The sequence below is a fragment of the Massilia sp. FBCC-B171 genome (genome assembly GCF_059134155.1).
Genome location: NZ_CP101443.1, coordinates 3,343,015 through 3,358,998, shown reverse-complemented (window position 1 = coordinate 3,358,998; position 15,984 = coordinate 3,343,015). Strand labels below are relative to the sequence as shown.

The window sequence follows — 15,984 nt, the reverse complement described above, 5'->3', positions numbered from 1 at the left end:
CGGGCAATTCCGGGCGGCCCATTTTTTATTCGGCGCAGCGTAAACACAGGCGCGGTAACATGGCAGCAGCGATGTGGACGTTAAAATTGCCTGCTCTCAAGCAGCCACCGGGCGGATACGCTAACATGGCCGCCTGTTTTCCTCCTGTACTGATTATGTTTTCCTCGTTGCGCGAAGATATCAAGAGCATCATCGACCGCGACCCGGCCGCCCGTAACGGCTGGGAAGTGCTCACCTGTTACCCGGGTTTGCACGCGATCGTCATGCACAACTGGGCGCACGCCTGCTGGAAGCTGGGCTTCAAGTGGCTCGGCCGCTTCATCTCGTACATTGCGCGCGTCATCACCGGCATTGAAATCCATCCTGGCGCGGTCATCGGCCGGCGCGTCTTCATCGACCACGGCTTTGGCGTGGTGATCGGCGAAACGGCGGTGGTCGGCGACGACTGCACCATCTACCAGGGCGTGACCCTGGGCGGCACCACGCTGGTGGCCGGCACCAAGCGCCATCCGACGCTCGAGCGCGGCGTCATCGTCGGCGCCGGCGCCCAGGTGCTGGGGGCGTTCACGGTCGGCGAGTTTGCCAAGGTCGGCTCGAACGCGGTGGTCGTGAAGCCGGTGCCGGCCGGCGCTACCGCGATCGGCAACCCGGCCCACATCATCCGCAAGGAAGAGCAGTCGCGAAGCGCCCGCATGTTCGCGGCCTATGGCGTCGCGCCGAACGGCGACGACCCGATCTCGAAAGCCCTGCGCGGCCTGATCGACCATGTGGCGCGCCAGGACGAGCAGCTCGAGCGGCTGACGGCGACCATCAAGGCGGCCGGCATCGCCTGTCCGAACGTGCTCGAGGGTGATAAACTCGATTCGGTCACACTCAACCGGCTGGTCGACTAAGGAACCCATGACTGAAGAAACGAACAGCAGCCCGGACACGCTCGATCCTTTCGAAATCCGCGTGCTCGCGGTACTCGCCGAAAAAGAAGCGCTCACGCCGGACAATTATCCGATGTCGCTCAACGCCATCGTCAACGGCTGCAACCAGCTCTCGAGCCGCGACCCGGTGATGCAGCTCTCTGAAGAAACGGTGCAGGACACGCTGCAGCGCCTGATCGAGCGGCGCCTGGTGAGCGGCATCAGTGCGGCCGGCGCGCGCGTGACGAAGTACGAGCACCGCATGCGCATCAAGTGGACGCTCGAGCAGGACAAGGTGGCGGTGCTGACGATCCTGATGCTGCGCGGCCTGCAGACGGCCGGCGAGATCCGCACCCGCAGCGGGCGCCTGCACGAGTTCAAGACCGTGGCCGACGTCGAGACGCCGCTGCAATTCCTGATCGATAAATACCCGCCGCTGGTGGCGCGCCTGGAGCGCGCCCCGGGCACCAAGGAGCCGCGCTACGGCCAGCTGCTGGGCGGCGAAATTTCGACGGCGCGCGACGACTCGGCGTTTGGTGCGGCCTCGGCGCCGGCCCCCTCCAGCCGCATCGGCCAGCTGGAAGAGGAGGTGGCCAAGCTGCGTCTTGAAGTGCTTGATCTCAAGGCGCAGTTCGAGGCGTTCCGCCAGCAGTTCCAGTAAGAGGCACGTCAAAGCGCAACTCGATCAGCGCGTCGTCGCTCCAGTCGAGGTTGCCCAGCCCGATGCTGAATTCCTCCTTGTCGACCTTGAGCGCCTTGCTGCGCTTGCCGTCGACCAGGATCGCTTCGACGAGCGGCGCGCCGGCCTTGAAGGCGAAGGTGGCGTCGTAATTCTTCGCCGAGAAGAAGCTGCACCAATCGCGCGTCATGAGGACGCCGTTAATCGTCAGCACCCAGAACAGCGGAATCTCTTCCTTCGCGATGTCGAACATGACCCTGCATTCGAGCCGCAGGTCGCCCAGGCGCCGCACATTGTCCGGCAGGCCAGGGGTACGCACCTCGGGCACGATCCGGTAATACTTGCGCTTCTGGTTCAGTACCAGTTCGCCTTTGGCGTCGAGCGCCGCTTCACTGCGCGGGACGGTGAAGCGGTTGTCGGCATCGAGGGTGAGCGGCATCACGAAATCCCGATCGCCTTCGATGCGTACGCGGGGCTGTTCCGGCTTGCCCGCACCCTGGCGCTGCTCCAACCGGAAGCGCAGCTCCGGTACGCGCGGCGCCAGCGCGTGGTGCTTGTCGAAACTGTCGAGGCCCGCCAGGATCGCCTTGTACTTCTGGATCTCCGGGTTGCGCAGCGCTTTTACGTGAATCGTTTCCGGCTGCTCCGCCGCCTGCTCGGCGGCGGCCGGGCCGCCGAGGAGCAGGGAGGCGGCCAGCGCACATGCCATCGATGTGCGCTTCACCTTCAACCCTCGTCGCGCCAGCGGCGCAGGCGGATCGCCCCGAGGATCATCGCCACACCGGCCACGACGCCCGTCCAGAGTGCCGGCTTGCCCAGCGTGGCATACGAGTACTGCAGCATGGTCATCATGTCGACGCCGTTGGTGGTCGGCAGCGGCAGGTCGCCGCCGGCATTCATGAACCAGGTGCCGGGAATCAGGCCGAGCAGGATGGTTTCCAGCACGTTGTTGATAACCCAGTCGGCATTGATGGTGACGCCGCCGGCCATGCCCAGCAGGTAGTCGAGCCACTTGAGCAGCACGGCGGCCATCAGCGGCACACCCACGGCCCACAGGAAGACCTTCGACTTGGCCCAGCTCGACACCAGCAGCAGCCAGCCGGCAGTCGGCAGCGCCCACAGGATGTAGACCGGCAGCATGCCTACCAGGTAGAAGGGCGCCAGGTAGAAGTTGACGTTGGTGAGCACCGCGCCGAACAGGCTCACGCCGTGGTAGCTGGTCGCGATCCCCGCGAAGAACAGGATGGCGAGGGCCGCCGCGGTGGCCACGCCGATCGTGATCAGGGGCGCGACGACGAGTACGGTAACGAGCTTCGACAGCACCGTGTCGGCATCCGATATGGGCAGCGACTTCCAGAACAGGATGCTGCGGTCGCGCCGGTCGTCGTAGAGCGCGGCCAGGCAGTAGAAGAAGGCGACGATCGGCAGCACGAAGAAGATCGGCGCGCCGACGGCGATGTAGTTGTTGGCGGCGATGCTCGCCATCTGGGTGCGCTTCTCGGGCGTGACGGCTTTCGCCAGCGACACCGACGTCGTGTGCACCTCTTTGCCCTCGACCCGGATCGTCACGTCTTCAGAGCTCAGCTTTCCGCTGGCGAGGCCGTAGCCGACCACGCCGCCGACCAGCACCACCATGATGATAGCGGCGATCAGCGGCGCCCAGACGAAGCCTCCCTTGTTCTCCCAGAACTCGCGGCGGAGCAGCCATTTCATCGTATTCATGCGTAGGTTCCTTTCATCGTTGCCACGAACAGGTCGGCGACGCTTGGATTACGCGTCTCACCCAAAGCCGAGAGCTGGGCGCGCGACACGCCGCCGGCCCTGGCCGAATCGAACAGCATCACCGACTTGCCGAACACGGTGCGCTGGTCGAGCGGCTGCAATGCATTCGCAGCATTGACCTTGTCGGCGGCGACCATCACTTCCACATAGCGCTCGCCGACTTCGTCCATCGAGGCGGCCAGCACGATCTTGCCGTCGCGGATGAAGAGCAGGTCGGTCAGGATGTGCTCGACTTCTTCCACCTGGTGCGTCGTGATGATGATGGTCTTGTTCTCGTCAAAATAGTCTTCCAGCAGGTTCTGGTAGAACTGCTTGCGGTAGATGATGTCGAGGCCGAGGGTCGGCTCGTCCAGCACCAGGAGCTTGGCGTCGATCGCCATGACGAGCGCCAGGTGCAGCTGGACGATCATCCCCTTCGACATTTCCTTGACCTTCATGGTCGGACGCAGGCGGGTATTGGCGATGTATTTCTCGGCCCGGGCGCGGTCGAAACGCGGGTGCACGCCGGCCACGAAATCGATGGCGTCCATCACGCGCAGCCAGCGCGGCAAAATGGCCACGTCGGCGATGAAGCACACGTCCTGCATCAGGGCGTCGCGCTGGGTACGCGGATCCTTGCCCATCACGGTCAATTCGCCGTCGAAGGGAATCAGGCCGAGCGCCGCTTTCAGGGTCGTGGTCTTGCCCGAACCGTTCGGGCCGATCAGGCCGACGATGCGCCCGGCCGGGATGTCGAAGTCGATGCCGTCGATGGCGACGTGCTTGCCGTAGCGCTTGGTCAGGCCGCGGGCGGAGATCACGGCGCTCATGCTGTGCCTCCCGGCTGCGAGGTATGCAGCAGTTGTTCGACGTTCAGGCCCAGCAGGCGGATGCGTTCCACCATGGCCGGCCATTCTTCGCGCAGGAAGCGCTCGCGTTCGCTGGCAAGCAGTTTCTCGCTCGCTCCTTCAGTGACGTACATGCCAATCCCCCTTCGTTTTTCTACTAGGTTTTCGTCCACCAGTTCCTGGTAAGCCTTGGAAACGGTGATCGGGTTCAGTTGGTATTCGGCCGCGATCTGGCGAACCGAGGGCAGGGCGTCGCCGGCCTTCAAGACACCGTCGAGCATCATGTCGATGACCCGGTCCTTGAGCTGGCGGTAAATGGGTGCGTTGTCGTTCCAGCCGATATTCATGGATGGCCCCCCTGTCGCCGGTGTGCTGCAGCAAGTTCTTGCATGTCTGGCTCCTGTGTTGAAATGTCGCTTGGTGTTGTAGTGAACTATAACAGTGACATTTTTCAGCACTCGCAGCATGCGACGAACTGCATGAATCCCGGCATGAACTGCGTATGCCTGGACCAGACCGCTAGCGAAACCGCGCGGCCAACCCAAGCCGGCGTAGGCAACGCTTTATTTCATCCAGGAATCATAACGGAAATAGCTGTGAGAATACTCACCAACTATTGCCACGCGCCTCAAATCGCCGGTCGTTCATCGCCACGAGGAAATTTCTATTGAGCGACACCATAAAAAAAAATGTGTGAAAATCAATTAACAAAATTTCTTGTATTTTTTGCATCATCAAACCTGTATCCCAATATGTGAACGGCGCAGCTGCGCCAGTCAGTGCTCAAGGAGAAAAAATTGAAACTCAAACGCTTTGAATTTGCAGTCGCTACGGCGCTGGTTGTGTTGCTGGCTGGCTGCGGCGGTGGTGGTGGTGGTGGTGGCGGTGGCGGTGGCGGTGGCACGGGGGCCACGCCCCCGCCGACCGGGCCGACTTCGCCTGCGACCCAGTTCACCCTGGGCGGCACTGTCACGGGTCTACCGGCCGGTGCCATCGTCACCATCGGCAACGGCGCCGACAAGAAAATCGTCAGTGCAAATGGCCCGTTCACCATGGACGTCAGGCTCGCCGCAGGGGCAAGCTATAACCTCGATGCGGCGCCGTCGCCGGGTTATACCTGCCAGATCGCGAATGGCTCGGGCACCATTAACGCCAATGTCACCAACGCGACGGTGACCTGCGCGCCGGTTGCGGCGATTCCGGGCATTGTCATTGCAGGCCAGATTGCCGGCTATTCGACGGCCTTGAAGGAACCTCTCGCCGTTGTTTCTGACGCCGCGGGCAATGTGTATGTCGCCGACGCCGGCCCGCACAGCATCCTCAAGATGACGAAGGCTGGCCAGATCAGTACCCTGGCCGGCAAGACAGGCAAGCCCGGCATCGCCGATGGCAATGCCGATGGCGCGCAATTCTGGCTTGGCGGCACCGGTGGCCTCGCGCTCGATGCGCAAGGCAACCTGTTCGTCTCCGATGGTTGCAATGGCGAAATTCGTAAAATCGCCGCCGACGGCAGCGTGTCGACGCTGGCCGGCCGCGGTTCGGCCAGCTGCAACAACGTGGCGCCTGTATCGCCGACGCCTGGCGTCAACGGCACCGGCAGCGCCGCCAGCTTTGTCAGCCCAGGCTCGATGGTGGCCGACGGGAGTGGCGGTGTGATCGTCCTCGACTCGAGCGCCACGTCGACGGCCGTGCGCCGCGTCAGTGCCGCCGGAGTGGTGACCACCACGACCTATGCCAACCCGGATCCGGTCAACAGCACCAATTTCAGCCTGCAGCGCATCGCGCGCGGTGCTGACGGGACGCTGTACTTCTCCGATGGCACGGCGAGCAGCCGCATCTGGAAAGACGTTGGCGGCGCCCTGGTGCTGGTGGCTGGCCGGCTGGTCGGCACCGGTTCGATCGATGGTACCGGCGATGGCGCGCGCTTCAGCGCCATTACCGGCATGGTGGTGGTAAATGGCGACATGTACGTGACCGACCTCGCGACCGTGCGCAAAGTGACGCTCGCAAACGGCGCCGTGTCGACCCTGGCCGGCAGCAATCTTGACACTGGCCGCGGCTTCAAGAACGGCCAGGGCACGGCAGCCATGTTCGGCACGCTGCTCTCGATTACCTTCGACGGCACGGACCTGGTGGTGGTCGACGCCGGACAGGAAATCCTGCGCAAGGTCAGCTTGAGCGGCGCAGTCACCACGCCGGATGCAACCCCTGCGCTGCGCGAACGCGTCGACGGCACCGGCACGGCAGCGCGCTTCGGCTCGTTCAGCTCGCTCACCGCAGGCGCCGACGGCAACCTGTACTCGGTCGATCCGGCCAAGCACGTGGTGCGCATGGCCACCCCGGCCGGCGTCGTGACGACGATCAGCGGATCCGGCGTGACCGGCAAGGTCGATGGCGCGCTGGCGACGGCGACGTTCGCGACACCGCAGCGTATTGCGGCTGGCGGCGATGGCAGCCTGTGGATTGCGCAATCGGAAGGCGTGCGCCGCATCTTCGGCGGTAACGTGACGACTCCGAATGCGACGATCCGCGCAATCAATCTCGCCGTCGATCCGAGGACCAACGATGCAATCATCGTGACCGGCGCCGTCTCGGGCGAGGTGGTAAGGTTGACTGCGGCGGGCGTGCGTACAACGCTCGTGACCAAGGCGCAAATCGGAACGGTGATCAGCCGCACGAATCCTGACTTCAGGCCGCAATCGGTCGCGGTTGACGCAGCCGGCAATATTTACATCGCCGATACCGGTACCGTGGCAGTCTACAAACTGTCGACGGCGGGTCAACTGTCCCTGTTTGCAGGCACGCCGTTCAATGAAGCCGGAAATCGCGATGGCGGGCCAGGCACCGCGACGCTCGGTTTCTACGAAATCGATCACATGACGATCGACAATCTCGGCAACCTGTACCTGAGTGGACAGGGCAGCGTCCGCAAGATCAGCCCGGCTGGTATCGTGTCGACGCCAAGCTATATCTGGGGTAATGCCGACATCGGCGCCGTTGCTTACCTGAACGGCAAGCTGTATGCGATGACGCGCTACGCGCTGTTGCAGTCGGACGTGCCGGCCAACTGATCCAGGCCGAGCATCGATGACCGTGCCCCGTCGGGGGCATGACGAACCAGCCGCCGCAAGGCGGCTGGTTTCGTTAACGCGGGCGGTTTTTCCTGGCCTCAGCCAGGCGTGGGCGAGCCGTCGATGCCATGCCGCGTGACCGCGCCATGCTCATCGACCGCGATCCAGCCGCCACGCGGTGGCTGGGCATCGAGTTCCCAGTCGGGCAAGACGTAGCGGCGCTTCTCGCCGTGCAGGTGCAGGGCAGGGCGGTGGGTATGGCCATGGATCAGGACGTCGGCGCCGGTGGCGGCGAACACGGCCTCGATCGCGCCAGGCGTCACATCCATGATCTCGTAGGTCTTGGTGGAATGCGCTTCGCGGCTGCCTTCGCGCAAGCCGGCGATGATGGCCTTGCGCTGGGCCAGCGGCATGGCCAGGAACTGCGCCTGCCAGGCTTGACTGCGCACCATCGCGCGAAATTCCATGTACTTGGTGTCGAGCGTGCATTCGGCGTCGCCGTGCACGAGGGCGATGCGCTGCCCGCCAATGGTCGCCACATGCGGCTCGTCCAGCAGGCACAGGCCGGCGGCCTGGGCGAAGCCCGCGCCGACCAGGAAGTCGCGGTTGCCCGCCATCCAGAAGAGTTCGACGCCGGCGTCCGACAAGGCACGCAAGGCCTGGATCACGCGCGCATGAAACGGCGCGTCGAGGTCGTCGTCGCCTGCCCAGTATTCGAAGATGTCGCCAAGAAGATAAAGCTGGACGGCATGCGCCGCATGGTCTTCCAGGAAGCGGAAGAAGGCGTCGGCCGTGTGCGGATGCGATTCCTGCAGGTGCAGGTCGGAAATGAAGAGCGCGGCTATGCGCGCGGGAGTGGACATGGAATTACCGGGCTCCCGCGCGTGATGAGGAATTTACTGAACGACTTCTGCTTTTTCGATGATGATCGGCTCGACCGGCACGTCGGCGTGCATGCCCGAACGCGAAGTCTTCACGTTGTTGAGTTCATCGACGATCTCGGTGCCGGTGGTGACCTTGCCGAAGACGGCATAACCCCAGCCATCCTGGCCCGGGTAGTTCAGGAAATCGTTGTTCTTGGTGTTGATGAAGAACTGGGCCGATGCCGAATGTGGCGCCGAGGTACGGGCCATGGCGACGGTGTACTTGTCGTTCTTCAGGCCGTTCTTGCCTTCGTTTTCGACGGTAACCGCGGTGTCCTTCTGCTTCATGCCCGGCTCGAAACCGCCGCCCTGGATCATGAAGTCCTTGATCACGCGGTGGAAGATGGTGTTGGTGAAGTGACCCTTGTTCACGTAGTCCAGGAAGTTGGCAACGGTCTTCGGCGCTTTTTCGGCGTCGAGTTCGAGGGTGATGTTGCCCTTGTTGGTGGTCAGCAGTACGGAGGTCATGTGGAATCCTGTTCTTTATTTGTTGATTAAACGTGCAAGTCGCGTATTTTACAACTTATTTGACAAGCTTTTCGCCAGCGAGGACGGTGGCCGAGCGGATGTAGACCGGCGTCACCGGCACGTTCTGCATGCCGCGCATGTCGTCGACCACCACGCCCTTGATCTTGTCGACCGTTTCCTGGCCCTGCACCACGCGCCCGAATACCGTATAGCCGTGGCCGTCCTGGCCCGGATAATCGAGGCCGGTATTATCGTTGACGTTAATAAAGAATTGCGAGGTCGCCGAATTCGGGTTCGCCGTGCGCGCCATGGCGAGCGTGTAGGGTTTGTTCGACAGGCCGTTTTTCGATTCGCTGGGGATCGCTTTGCCGACGCCGGGCTTGTCGACCAGTTTCTCGGTATAGCCGCCGCCCTGAATCATGAAGCCGTCGATCACGCGGTGAAAGACGGTGCCCTTATAGAAGCCCGACTTCACATATTGCAGGAAGTTCGCCGTGCTCTTCGGTGCGTTTTCGGCGTCGAGTTCGACCACGATGTCGCCCATGCTGGTCTTGATCGACACCTGCGGATTCTCGAAGGCAAAGGCGCTGCCGGCCAGGCCCAGGGCCAGTGCGGCGCCGGCGAGGTGGGCAAACAGGGTGCGGCGGGATTGTTTTTGTGCGTGCATGGAGCGTCTCCTGGGTGGACGTGGCGCAAAGCCCTGTCAAGTCTTTTACAGAAAAATAAACCTGAGCCATATGCGGCCAGTCGGGATTTTATCAATGCTATACTTTGCGCAGAACGTCCCCATTCTATCAAATAAGAACAACACAGAGCGGTAGGCGGCCTCGACGCAAAGATTGATTCCCGGCGCGCGCCCCAACGGCGAACGTGCCCGGGATTCGTATTGCTCCGGGCGTCCGATCCTCTCTCGAATCATCACACCCAATGAGCCAATTAAAGATCTACAACACGCTGGCGCGCGAGAAACAGAAGTTCGTTCCGATGGAGGCCGGCAAGGTCGGCATGTATGTCTGCGGCATGACCGTCTACGACTACTGCCACGTCGGCCACGCGCGCATGATGATGGCCTTCGACGTCATCTATCGCTGGCTTATGGAATCGGGGTACGAGGTCAAGTACGTGCGCAACATCACGGACATCGAAGACAAGATCATCCGCCGTGCCGCTGAGAACGGCGAAACCATGGCCTCGCTCGTGAACCGCTTCACCCGCTACATGGACGAGGACACGGCCGCGCTCGGCATCCTGCCGCCGAACCTCGTCCCGCGCGCCACCGAGCACGTGCCGGGCATGCTGTCGATCATCGGGATGCTCGAGGCAAAAGGGCTGGCCTACCGCAGCGATGACGGCGACGTGAACTTCGCCGTCCGTAATTTCGACGGCTACGGCAAGCTTTCCGGCAAGTCGTTGGACGACCTGCGCGCTGGCGAACGCGTCGACGTCAACACCGGCAAGCGCGATCCGCTCGACTTCGTGCTCTGGAAAGCGGCCAAGGAGTCCGAGCCCGAGGAGGCGAAATGGGATTCGCAATGGGGCCGCGGCCGCCCGGGCTGGCATATCGAATGCTCGGCCATGAGCTGCGCCACGCTCGGCGAGCACTTCGACATCCATGGCGGCGGCCAGGACCTGCAGTTCCCGCACCACGAAAACGAGATCGCCCAGAGCGAAGGCGCCTTCGGCGCGCCGATGGTCAACTACTGGATCCACAACGGTTTTGTGCGCGTCGATAACGAGAAGATGTCCAAGTCCCTGGGCAATTTCTTCACGATCCGCGACGTGCTCAAGAAATACGATGCCGAAGTGGTCCGCTTCTTCATCGCGCGCGCCCATTACCGCAGCCCGCTGAACTATTCCGACGTCCATATCGACGACGCCAAGGGCGCGCTGACGCGCCTGTACACGGCGCTCGCCGATGTCGACCTGGGTACCGAGGCGCCTGCGGTCAACTGGGACGAGACCCATGCCCAGCGTTTCCGCGAAGCGATGGACGACGATTTCAATACGGCGCTGGCCGTGGCCGAGCTGTTCGACCTGGCGAGCGAAGTCAACCGCACCAAATCGGTCGCCACCGCGCGCCAACTGAAAGCCCTGGCCGGCGTGCTCGGCCTGCTGCAGCGTGCGCCGCAGGAATTCCTGCGCGCCGGCAGCGGGCAAGAGGGGCAGGGCGGCCTCGGTGAAGCCGAGATTGCCGGCCTGATCGCCGCCCGTGCCGCCGCCAAGAAAGCGCGCAATTTCGCTGAGGCCGATGGCATCCGTGCCGAGCTGGTGGCCGCCGGAATCATCCTGGAAGACAAACCCGGCGGGACGACGAACTGGCGTCGCGCATGATGGCAGCGGAAAAGGACAACGGCGCCGCGAGCGTGCCGGAACTCGAGGTGCCCGCGTATTGGGCCGAGGCAAAAGCCGAACTCATGAAGCGCGACCGCATCATGAAGCGCCTCATCCCGCAATTCGGCGACATGCACCTGAAAGGGCATCCGGATCCGTTCACGACGCTGGCGCGTTCGATCGTCGGCCAGCAGGTCACCCCGAAAGCGGCCGACGCCGCCTGGACCAAGCTGGGCGCCTGCTGCCCGAAGCTCACCCCGGCCCAGATCATCAAGCTCGGCGCCGAGCAACTGTCCGCCTGCGGCCTGTCGAAACGCAAGACCGAATACATCCTGGACCTGGCCGACCATTTCAAGGCCAAGCGCGTGCATGCCAACCTCTGGTCCGAGATGGACGACGAGGCGGTCATCGCCGAGCTGGTGCAGATTCGCGGCATCAGCCGCTGGACGGCCGAGATGTTCCTGATCTTCAACCTGCTGCGCCCGAACGTCCTGCCGCTCGACGACCCGGGCCTGATCCAGGGCATCAGCCAGAACTATTTCTCGGGCGAGCCCGTTTCGCGCAGCGATGCGCGCGAGGTCGCGGCCAATTGGGAACCCTGGCGCACGGTTGCCACCTGGTACTTGTGGCGCAGCCTGGACTCCGCCGCCGCATCCGGTTTGGCCTCCGCAGCGGCGTCCGGTACGGTAGAATAACGCCAAATCGCCGTGTGGACGCCCCGCGCCCCGGCCTCAGCACAACCCCGGAGGTACAATGACTAAAACAACTTTCCTCAGTTTCGAGCAGCCTATTGCCGAGCTCGATTCGAAAATCGAAGAGCTGCGTTTCGTCCAGGACGATTCCGCCGTCGACATTTCGGAAGAGATCGATCGCCTGGACAAGAAGAGCCAGCAGCTGACCAAGGACATCTACGCCAAGCTCACGCCATGGCAAGTCTCGCAGATCGCGCGCCACCCGCAGCGTCCTTACACGATGGACTATGTGAACGCGATCTTCACCGACTTTCACGAACTGCGCGGCGACCGCAGCTTTGCCGATGACCAGTCCATCGTCGGCGGCCTGGCGCGCTTCAATGGCCAGGCCTGCATGATCATCGGCCACCAGAAGGGCCGCGACACGAAAGAGCGCGCGATGCGCAATTTCGGCATGCCGCGCCCGGAAGGCTACCGCAAGGCGATGCGCCTGATGAAGGTTGCCGAGAAATTCAACCTGCCGATCTTCACTTTTGTGGACACCCCGGGCGCCTTCCCCGGCATCGATGCCGAAGAGCGCGGCCAGTCCGAAGCCATCGGCCACAACCTGTATGTCATGGCCGAGCTGAAGGTGCCGCTGATCGCCACCATCATCGGTGAAGGCGGTTCGGGGGGCGCGCTGGCCATTGCCGTGGGCGACGCCGTGCTGATGCTGCAATACGCGACCTATTCGGTCATCTCCCCGGAAGGCTGCGCCTCGATCCTGTGGAAGACCTCGGAACGCGCGGCCGACGCCGCCGAAGCGCTGGGCCTGACCGCGCACCGCCTGAAAGCCATGGGCGTGATCGACAAGATCGTCACCGAGCCGCTGGGCGGCGCGCACCGCGATCCGGGCAACATGGCGCAGATGCTCAAGCGCGCGCTGGCCGATACCCTGCGCCAGTTCCAGGGCATGAAGACCCGCGACCTGCTCGAAGCCCGTCACGCGAAACTGATGGCTTACGGTAAGTTCAAGGAAACGACCCCAAGCGAAGAGTGAGTTGTAGCCTGTGAGTAGTCCTGCCGCCGGGTCCGTCCCGGCCACCTTTGCGCGCGCGCTCGACGCGCTGCGCGCCCGGTTTTCCCCCACCACCATCGCGATCGCCTGCAGCGGCGGCCTCGATTCCATGGTCCTGCTGCACCTGGCCTCCGGCTGGTGCCGCGAGCACGGCCACACGCTCCTCGTCTTCCACGTCCACCACGGCCTGAGCACGAACGCCGACGCCTGGCAGCGCCACGTCGAAGCCAGTGCGGCCGCGCTGGGCGTGCGCGCCGACCACCGCCACGTGCAGATCGACACCGGAGGCTCCGGCGTGGAAGCGGCGGCGCGCAAGCTGCGCTACCGCGCCCTTGGCGACCTGTGCCGCGAACACCGCGCGACCCTGTTGCTGACCGCTCATCACCTGGACGACCAGGCCGAAACCGTGCTGCTGCAATTGCTGCGCGGCTCGGGACCGGCCGGCCTGTCCGGCATGGACGCGGCCAACAGCGCGCCCGAACTGCTGGGCAACCCGGAGCTGGTGATGGCGCGCCCGCTGCTGCCGCTCTCGCGCCTTGATCTCGAAGCCCATGCACGCGCCCTGGGCCTGGACTGGGTCGAGGACGAGTCCAACAGTGACACCCGCTATGCCCGCAACGCCTTGCGCCACCGCGTGATGCCGGCCCTGGCGCAGGCCTTTCCCGGCTTCCAGCAGCGCTTCGCGCGCAGCGCCGCGCACGCCCAGTCGGCCCAGCGCCTGCTGACGGAACTGGCCGAAGGCGACGTCGCGGCGCTCCTCGTCGATGGCGCGATCGACGTGGCGCGCCTGCGGCCGATGAGCCTGGACCGGGTCTACAACCTGCTGCGCCACTGGTTCGCCACGCAAGGATTGGCCATGCCCTCGACCGCCTGGCTGACCGAGATGGTGGCGCAACTGATCGAAGCGCGCCACGACGCCCAGCTGCTCGTCACGCATCCCGCCTGCCACATCCGGCGCCACCGCGACCGCCTCTACATCACGCCGAAGCTGCCGGAACTTGCCGGCATGCGCGACCCGGACGACGAAGGCATCATCTTCAAGGCGGGCGAGTCCTTCCGCTGGCAGGGCGAGGCGCAACTGGCATTTCCGGCGTATGGCGGCGTCCTCCATTTCGAGCCGGGTACGCCTGGCTTCGATCCGGCCTGGCTGCGCGAACAGAAGCTCGTCATCGATTTCCGCAAGGGGGGAGAGCGCCTGAAGCTGGCGCCGAACCGGCCGACCCGTGGGCTCAAGGCGCATTACCAGGCAGCGGATATTCCAGCCTGGGAGCGTGCCCGCCTGCCGACCGTCAGCAGCGGGCGCGACCTGCTGTTCGCGGCTGGTCTCGGCATGGATTGCCATCACTTTGCATCTGATACGGCTGAGCCCGTTGCCCTGCGCTGGGAGGCGAGGACCGAATAGTTTCTATGCGAAAAGCGTATTACTTTATTTTCTTTTCGTATAGCTTTTCGGCCTTCCCTCATTGCGACCTTGCACTGCAACATGCTAGAGTGGATGTTCCCTTTTCACCCTCACCACGCTGGGAACCTTCCTGCTATGGCATTAATTGTCCACAAATACGGTGGTACGTCGATGGGCTCGACGGACCGCATCAAGAACGTTGCGGCACGCGTCGCCAAGTGGCATGACGCCGGATACAAGATTGTCGTCGTCCCGTCCGCCATGTCGGGCGAAACGAACCGCCTGATCGGCCTTGCCAAGGAAATCATGGCGCAGCCGGACCCGCGCGAACTGGACATGATCGCCTCGACCGGCGAGCAGGTGTCGGTGGGTCTGCTGGCGATGGCGCTGCTGGCCATCGGCAAGGACGCCGTCTCCTACACCGGCTGGCAGGCCGGCATCCGCACCGATTCCTCGTTCACCAAGGCGCGCATCCAGTCGATCGACGATTCGCGCGTGCTGGCCGACCTGGACGCGGGTAAGATCGTCATCATCACCGGTTTCCAGGGCGTGGACGAGCAGGGCAATATCTCGACGCTGGGTCGCGGCGGCTCCGACACCTCGGCCGTGGCAATTGCCGCCGCGCTGAAGGCCGACGAATGCCTGATCTTCACCGACGTCGACGGCGTCTACACGACCGACCCGCGCGTCGTCGACGAAGCGCGCCGCCTGGAAAAGATTACTTTTGAAGAAATGCTGGAACTGGCCTCGCTCGGCTCGAAAGTGCTGCAGACCCGCTCGGTCGAGTTCGCCGGCAACTACCGGATGCCGACGCGCGTGCTCTCGTCGCTGACCGACCCCCAACTGCCGCTGGCCGAAGAAGCCAACTCCGGTACCCTGATTTCGTTCGAGGAAGAAACCAACATGGAACAAGCCGTCATCTCCGGTATCGCATTCACCCGTGATGAAGCCAAGATCACCGTCATCGGCGTGCCCGACAAGCCGGGCGTCGCCTTCCACATCCTGGGGCCGGTGTCGGACGCCAACATCGAAGTCGACATGATCATCCAGAACCAGTCGGTGGACGGCAAGACCGACTTCACCTTCACGGTCTCGCGCGGCGACTACCAGCGCGCGCTGGCGGTGCTGGAAGGCCAGCGCGAGGAACTGGGCTACGACCGCGTCGTCGGCGACGCCAAGGTATCGAAGGTCTCGGCCGTGGGCGTGGGCATGCGCAGCCACGTCGGCGTGGCCTCGCAGATGTTCCGTACGCTGGCCGAAGAGGGCATCAACATCATGATGATCTCGACCTCCGAGATCAAGATTTCGGTGCTGATCGACGAGAAGTACATGGAGCTGGCAGTTCGTGCCCTCCATAAAGCTTTTGACTTGGAGAAAGCTTAACTTTTTCCATATTTTTGGCCGCGCCGCCTTGACCAATCCGGCACCGGCCATTAATATGCTTGCACTCAGCGCTAGCGCAATCTGCTGGAGTTGATTGGAGACGTGGCCGAGTGGCCGAAGGCACATCCCTGCTAAGGATGCATACGGCTTATACCTGTATCGTGGGTTCGAATCCCACCGTCTCCGCCAAGTTGCAAAGAAGAAAGCCACCGCAAGGTGGCTTTTTTCTTTGCAACTTGGTGGAGACGGTGTCGCCAAGGCGGCAGATTCGAAGACTCGCGCGTACTAGCGCGAGGCTCGCCGAATCGCCCATTCTCCGCCGCTGTGCGGCGGGGCGCCCGAGGCGCCTGTCTCCGCGAAGATTGACCCATCCCGAAACGCTTGCTAAGACAGTATCCAGCCCGCGAAGTTTGCCCGCACGATTGACGCCCGCCAGAACTCAGTGAACTTGGCCGCGC

15 protein-coding genes and 1 tRNA gene are annotated in these 15,984 nt (G+C 63.4%); 9 read left to right on the top strand and 7 right to left on the bottom strand.

What is annotated here, in order from left to right; translation table 11 throughout:
• Nucleotides 1-155 precede the first annotated feature (155 nt).
• Entirely contained in the window at nucleotides 156-893 is a 738-nt protein-coding gene (cysE, locus tag NMB41_RS15185) for a serine O-acetyltransferase (protein ID WP_494378648.1), read from the top strand.
• Between the two features lie 7 nt (nucleotides 894-900).
• Nucleotides 901-1,572, top strand: coding sequence for a YceH family protein (locus tag NMB41_RS15180; RefSeq protein ID WP_494378647.1), 672 nt, complete (start codon nucleotides 901-903; stop codon nucleotides 1,570-1,572).
• Here the strand turns inward: NMB41_RS15180 and NMB41_RS15175 are convergent.
• The 4 genes from NMB41_RS15175 to NMB41_RS15160 are packed head-to-tail and all read right to left on the bottom strand — an operon-like array spanning nucleotide 1,532 to nucleotide 4,546.
• A complete protein-coding gene (locus NMB41_RS15175) occupies nucleotides 1,532-2,314 on the bottom strand; it encodes a hypothetical protein (RefSeq protein ID WP_494378646.1) in 783 nt (260 codons plus the stop codon). The genes NMB41_RS15180 and NMB41_RS15175 overlap by 41 nt on opposite strands.
• Nucleotides 2,315-2,316: 2 nt before the next feature.
• Nucleotides 2,317-3,312, bottom strand: coding sequence for a hypothetical protein (locus NMB41_RS15170; protein WP_494378645.1), 996 nt, complete (start codon nucleotides 3,310-3,312; stop codon nucleotides 2,317-2,319).
• Nucleotides 3,309-4,181, bottom strand: a complete 873-nt coding sequence (locus NMB41_RS15165; RefSeq protein ID WP_494378644.1) for an ABC transporter ATP-binding protein — start codon at nucleotides 4,179-4,181, stop codon at nucleotides 3,309-3,311. The genes NMB41_RS15170 and NMB41_RS15165 overlap by 4 nt, the downstream gene beginning before the upstream one ends.
• Complete coding sequence (locus NMB41_RS15160) at nucleotides 4,178-4,546, bottom strand: GntR family transcriptional regulator (RefSeq protein WP_494378643.1); 369 nt, start codon at nucleotides 4,544-4,546, stop codon at nucleotides 4,178-4,180. The genes NMB41_RS15165 and NMB41_RS15160 overlap by 4 nt, the downstream gene beginning before the upstream one ends.
• Before the next feature lie 450 nt (nucleotides 4,547-4,996).
• Between NMB41_RS15160 and NMB41_RS15155 the strand changes: the two genes are divergently transcribed.
• Nucleotides 4,997-7,270 carry an NHL repeat-containing protein gene (locus NMB41_RS15155; RefSeq protein WP_494378642.1) on the top strand — a complete coding sequence of 758 codons (2,274 nt, stop codon included), beginning with the start codon at nucleotides 4,997-4,999 and terminating at the stop codon, nucleotides 7,268-7,270.
• Between the two features lie 98 nt (nucleotides 7,271-7,368).
• Here the strand turns inward: NMB41_RS15155 and NMB41_RS15150 are convergent, their stop codons facing one another.
• The 3 genes from NMB41_RS15150 to NMB41_RS15140 are packed head-to-tail and all read right to left on the bottom strand — an operon-like array spanning nucleotide 7,369 to nucleotide 9,328.
• The gene (locus NMB41_RS15150) at nucleotides 7,369-8,133 is read right to left on the bottom strand and encodes a UDP-2,3-diacylglucosamine diphosphatase (protein ID WP_494378641.1); all 765 of its coding nucleotides are present in this window, start codon (nucleotides 8,131-8,133) and stop codon (nucleotides 7,369-7,371) included.
• A 33-nt stretch (nucleotides 8,134-8,166) separates the two neighbouring features.
• Nucleotides 8,167-8,661: a peptidylprolyl isomerase gene (locus tag NMB41_RS15145; RefSeq protein WP_494378640.1), complete on the bottom strand. Its 495-nt coding sequence runs from the start codon at nucleotides 8,659-8,661 to the stop codon at nucleotides 8,167-8,169.
• Nucleotides 8,662-8,716: 55 nt separating this feature from the next.
• A complete protein-coding gene (locus tag NMB41_RS15140; RefSeq protein ID WP_494378639.1) occupies nucleotides 8,717-9,328 on the bottom strand; it encodes a peptidylprolyl isomerase in 612 nt (203 codons plus the stop codon).
• 260 nt (nucleotides 9,329-9,588) lie between these two features.
• On the opposite strand from NMB41_RS15140, the gene cysS reads away from it, so the two are divergent.
• The 6 genes from cysS to NMB41_RS15110 all read left to right on the top strand — a co-directional run bounded on the left by cysS (nucleotide 9,589) and on the right by NMB41_RS15110 (nucleotide 15,715).
• Nucleotides 9,589-10,992: a cysteine--tRNA ligase gene (cysS, locus tag NMB41_RS15135; protein WP_494378638.1), complete on the top strand. Its 1,404-nt coding sequence runs from the start codon at nucleotides 9,589-9,591 to the stop codon at nucleotides 10,990-10,992.
• Nucleotides 10,992-11,687, top strand: coding sequence for a DNA-3-methyladenine glycosylase family protein (locus NMB41_RS15130; protein WP_494382849.1), 696 nt, complete (start codon nucleotides 10,992-10,994; stop codon nucleotides 11,685-11,687). Before cysS ends, NMB41_RS15130 begins: the two co-directional genes overlap by 1 nt.
• 58 nt (nucleotides 11,688-11,745) lie before the next feature.
• Nucleotides 11,746-12,723 (top strand): acetyl-CoA carboxylase carboxyltransferase subunit alpha, encoded by a 978-nt coding sequence (locus tag NMB41_RS15125; protein ID WP_494378637.1) that lies wholly within the window; start codon nucleotides 11,746-11,748, stop codon nucleotides 12,721-12,723.
• Nucleotides 12,724-12,733: 10 nt separating this feature from the next.
• The gene (gene tilS, locus NMB41_RS15120) at nucleotides 12,734-14,143 is read left to right on the top strand and encodes a tRNA lysidine(34) synthetase TilS (RefSeq protein ID WP_494378636.1); all 1,410 of its coding nucleotides are present in this window, start codon (nucleotides 12,734-12,736) and stop codon (nucleotides 14,141-14,143) included.
• 135 nt (nucleotides 14,144-14,278) lie between these two features.
• On the top strand, nucleotides 14,279-15,526 hold the full coding sequence (locus NMB41_RS15115; RefSeq protein ID WP_494378635.1) for an aspartate kinase: 1,248 nt from the start codon (nucleotides 14,279-14,281) through the stop codon (nucleotides 15,524-15,526).
• Nucleotides 15,527-15,622: 96 nt separating this feature from the next.
• Nucleotides 15,623-15,715, top strand: a tRNA-Ser gene (locus NMB41_RS15110).
• Nucleotides 15,716-15,984 lie beyond the last annotated feature (269 nt).

Excerpts from the sequence above, each read along its gene's own strand:
- cysE (WP_494378648.1), top strand. The coding sequence starts at position 156 with ATGTTTTCCTCGTTGCGCGAAGATATCAAGAGCATCATCGACCGCGAC.
- NMB41_RS15180 (WP_494378647.1), top strand. The coding sequence starts at position 901 with ATGACTGAAGAAACGAACAGCAGCCCGGACACGCTCGATCCTTTCGAA.
- NMB41_RS15170 (WP_494378645.1), bottom strand. The coding sequence starts at position 3,312 with ATGAATACGATGAAATGGCTGCTCCGCCGCGAGTTCTGGGAGAACAAG.
- NMB41_RS15165 (WP_494378644.1), bottom strand. The coding sequence starts at position 4,181 with ATGAGCGCCGTGATCTCCGCCCGCGGCCTGACCAAGCGCTACGGCAAG.
- NMB41_RS15160 (WP_494378643.1), bottom strand. The coding sequence starts at position 4,546 with ATGAATATCGGCTGGAACGACAACGCACCCATTTACCGCCAGCTCAAG.
- NMB41_RS15150 (WP_494378641.1), bottom strand. The coding sequence starts at position 8,133 with ATGTCCACTCCCGCGCGCATAGCCGCGCTCTTCATTTCCGACCTGCAC.
- NMB41_RS15145 (WP_494378640.1), bottom strand. The coding sequence starts at position 8,661 with ATGACCTCCGTACTGCTGACCACCAACAAGGGCAACATCACCCTCGAA.
- NMB41_RS15140 (WP_494378639.1), bottom strand. The coding sequence starts at position 9,328 with ATGCACGCACAAAAACAATCCCGCCGCACCCTGTTTGCCCACCTCGCC.
- cysS (WP_494378638.1), top strand. The coding sequence starts at position 9,589 with ATGAGCCAATTAAAGATCTACAACACGCTGGCGCGCGAGAAACAGAAG.
- NMB41_RS15130 (WP_494382849.1), top strand. The coding sequence starts at position 10,992 with ATGGCAGCGGAAAAGGACAACGGCGCCGCGAGCGTGCCGGAACTCGAG.
- NMB41_RS15125 (WP_494378637.1), top strand. The coding sequence starts at position 11,746 with ATGACTAAAACAACTTTCCTCAGTTTCGAGCAGCCTATTGCCGAGCTC.
- NMB41_RS15115 (WP_494378635.1), top strand. The coding sequence starts at position 14,279 with ATGGCATTAATTGTCCACAAATACGGTGGTACGTCGATGGGCTCGACG.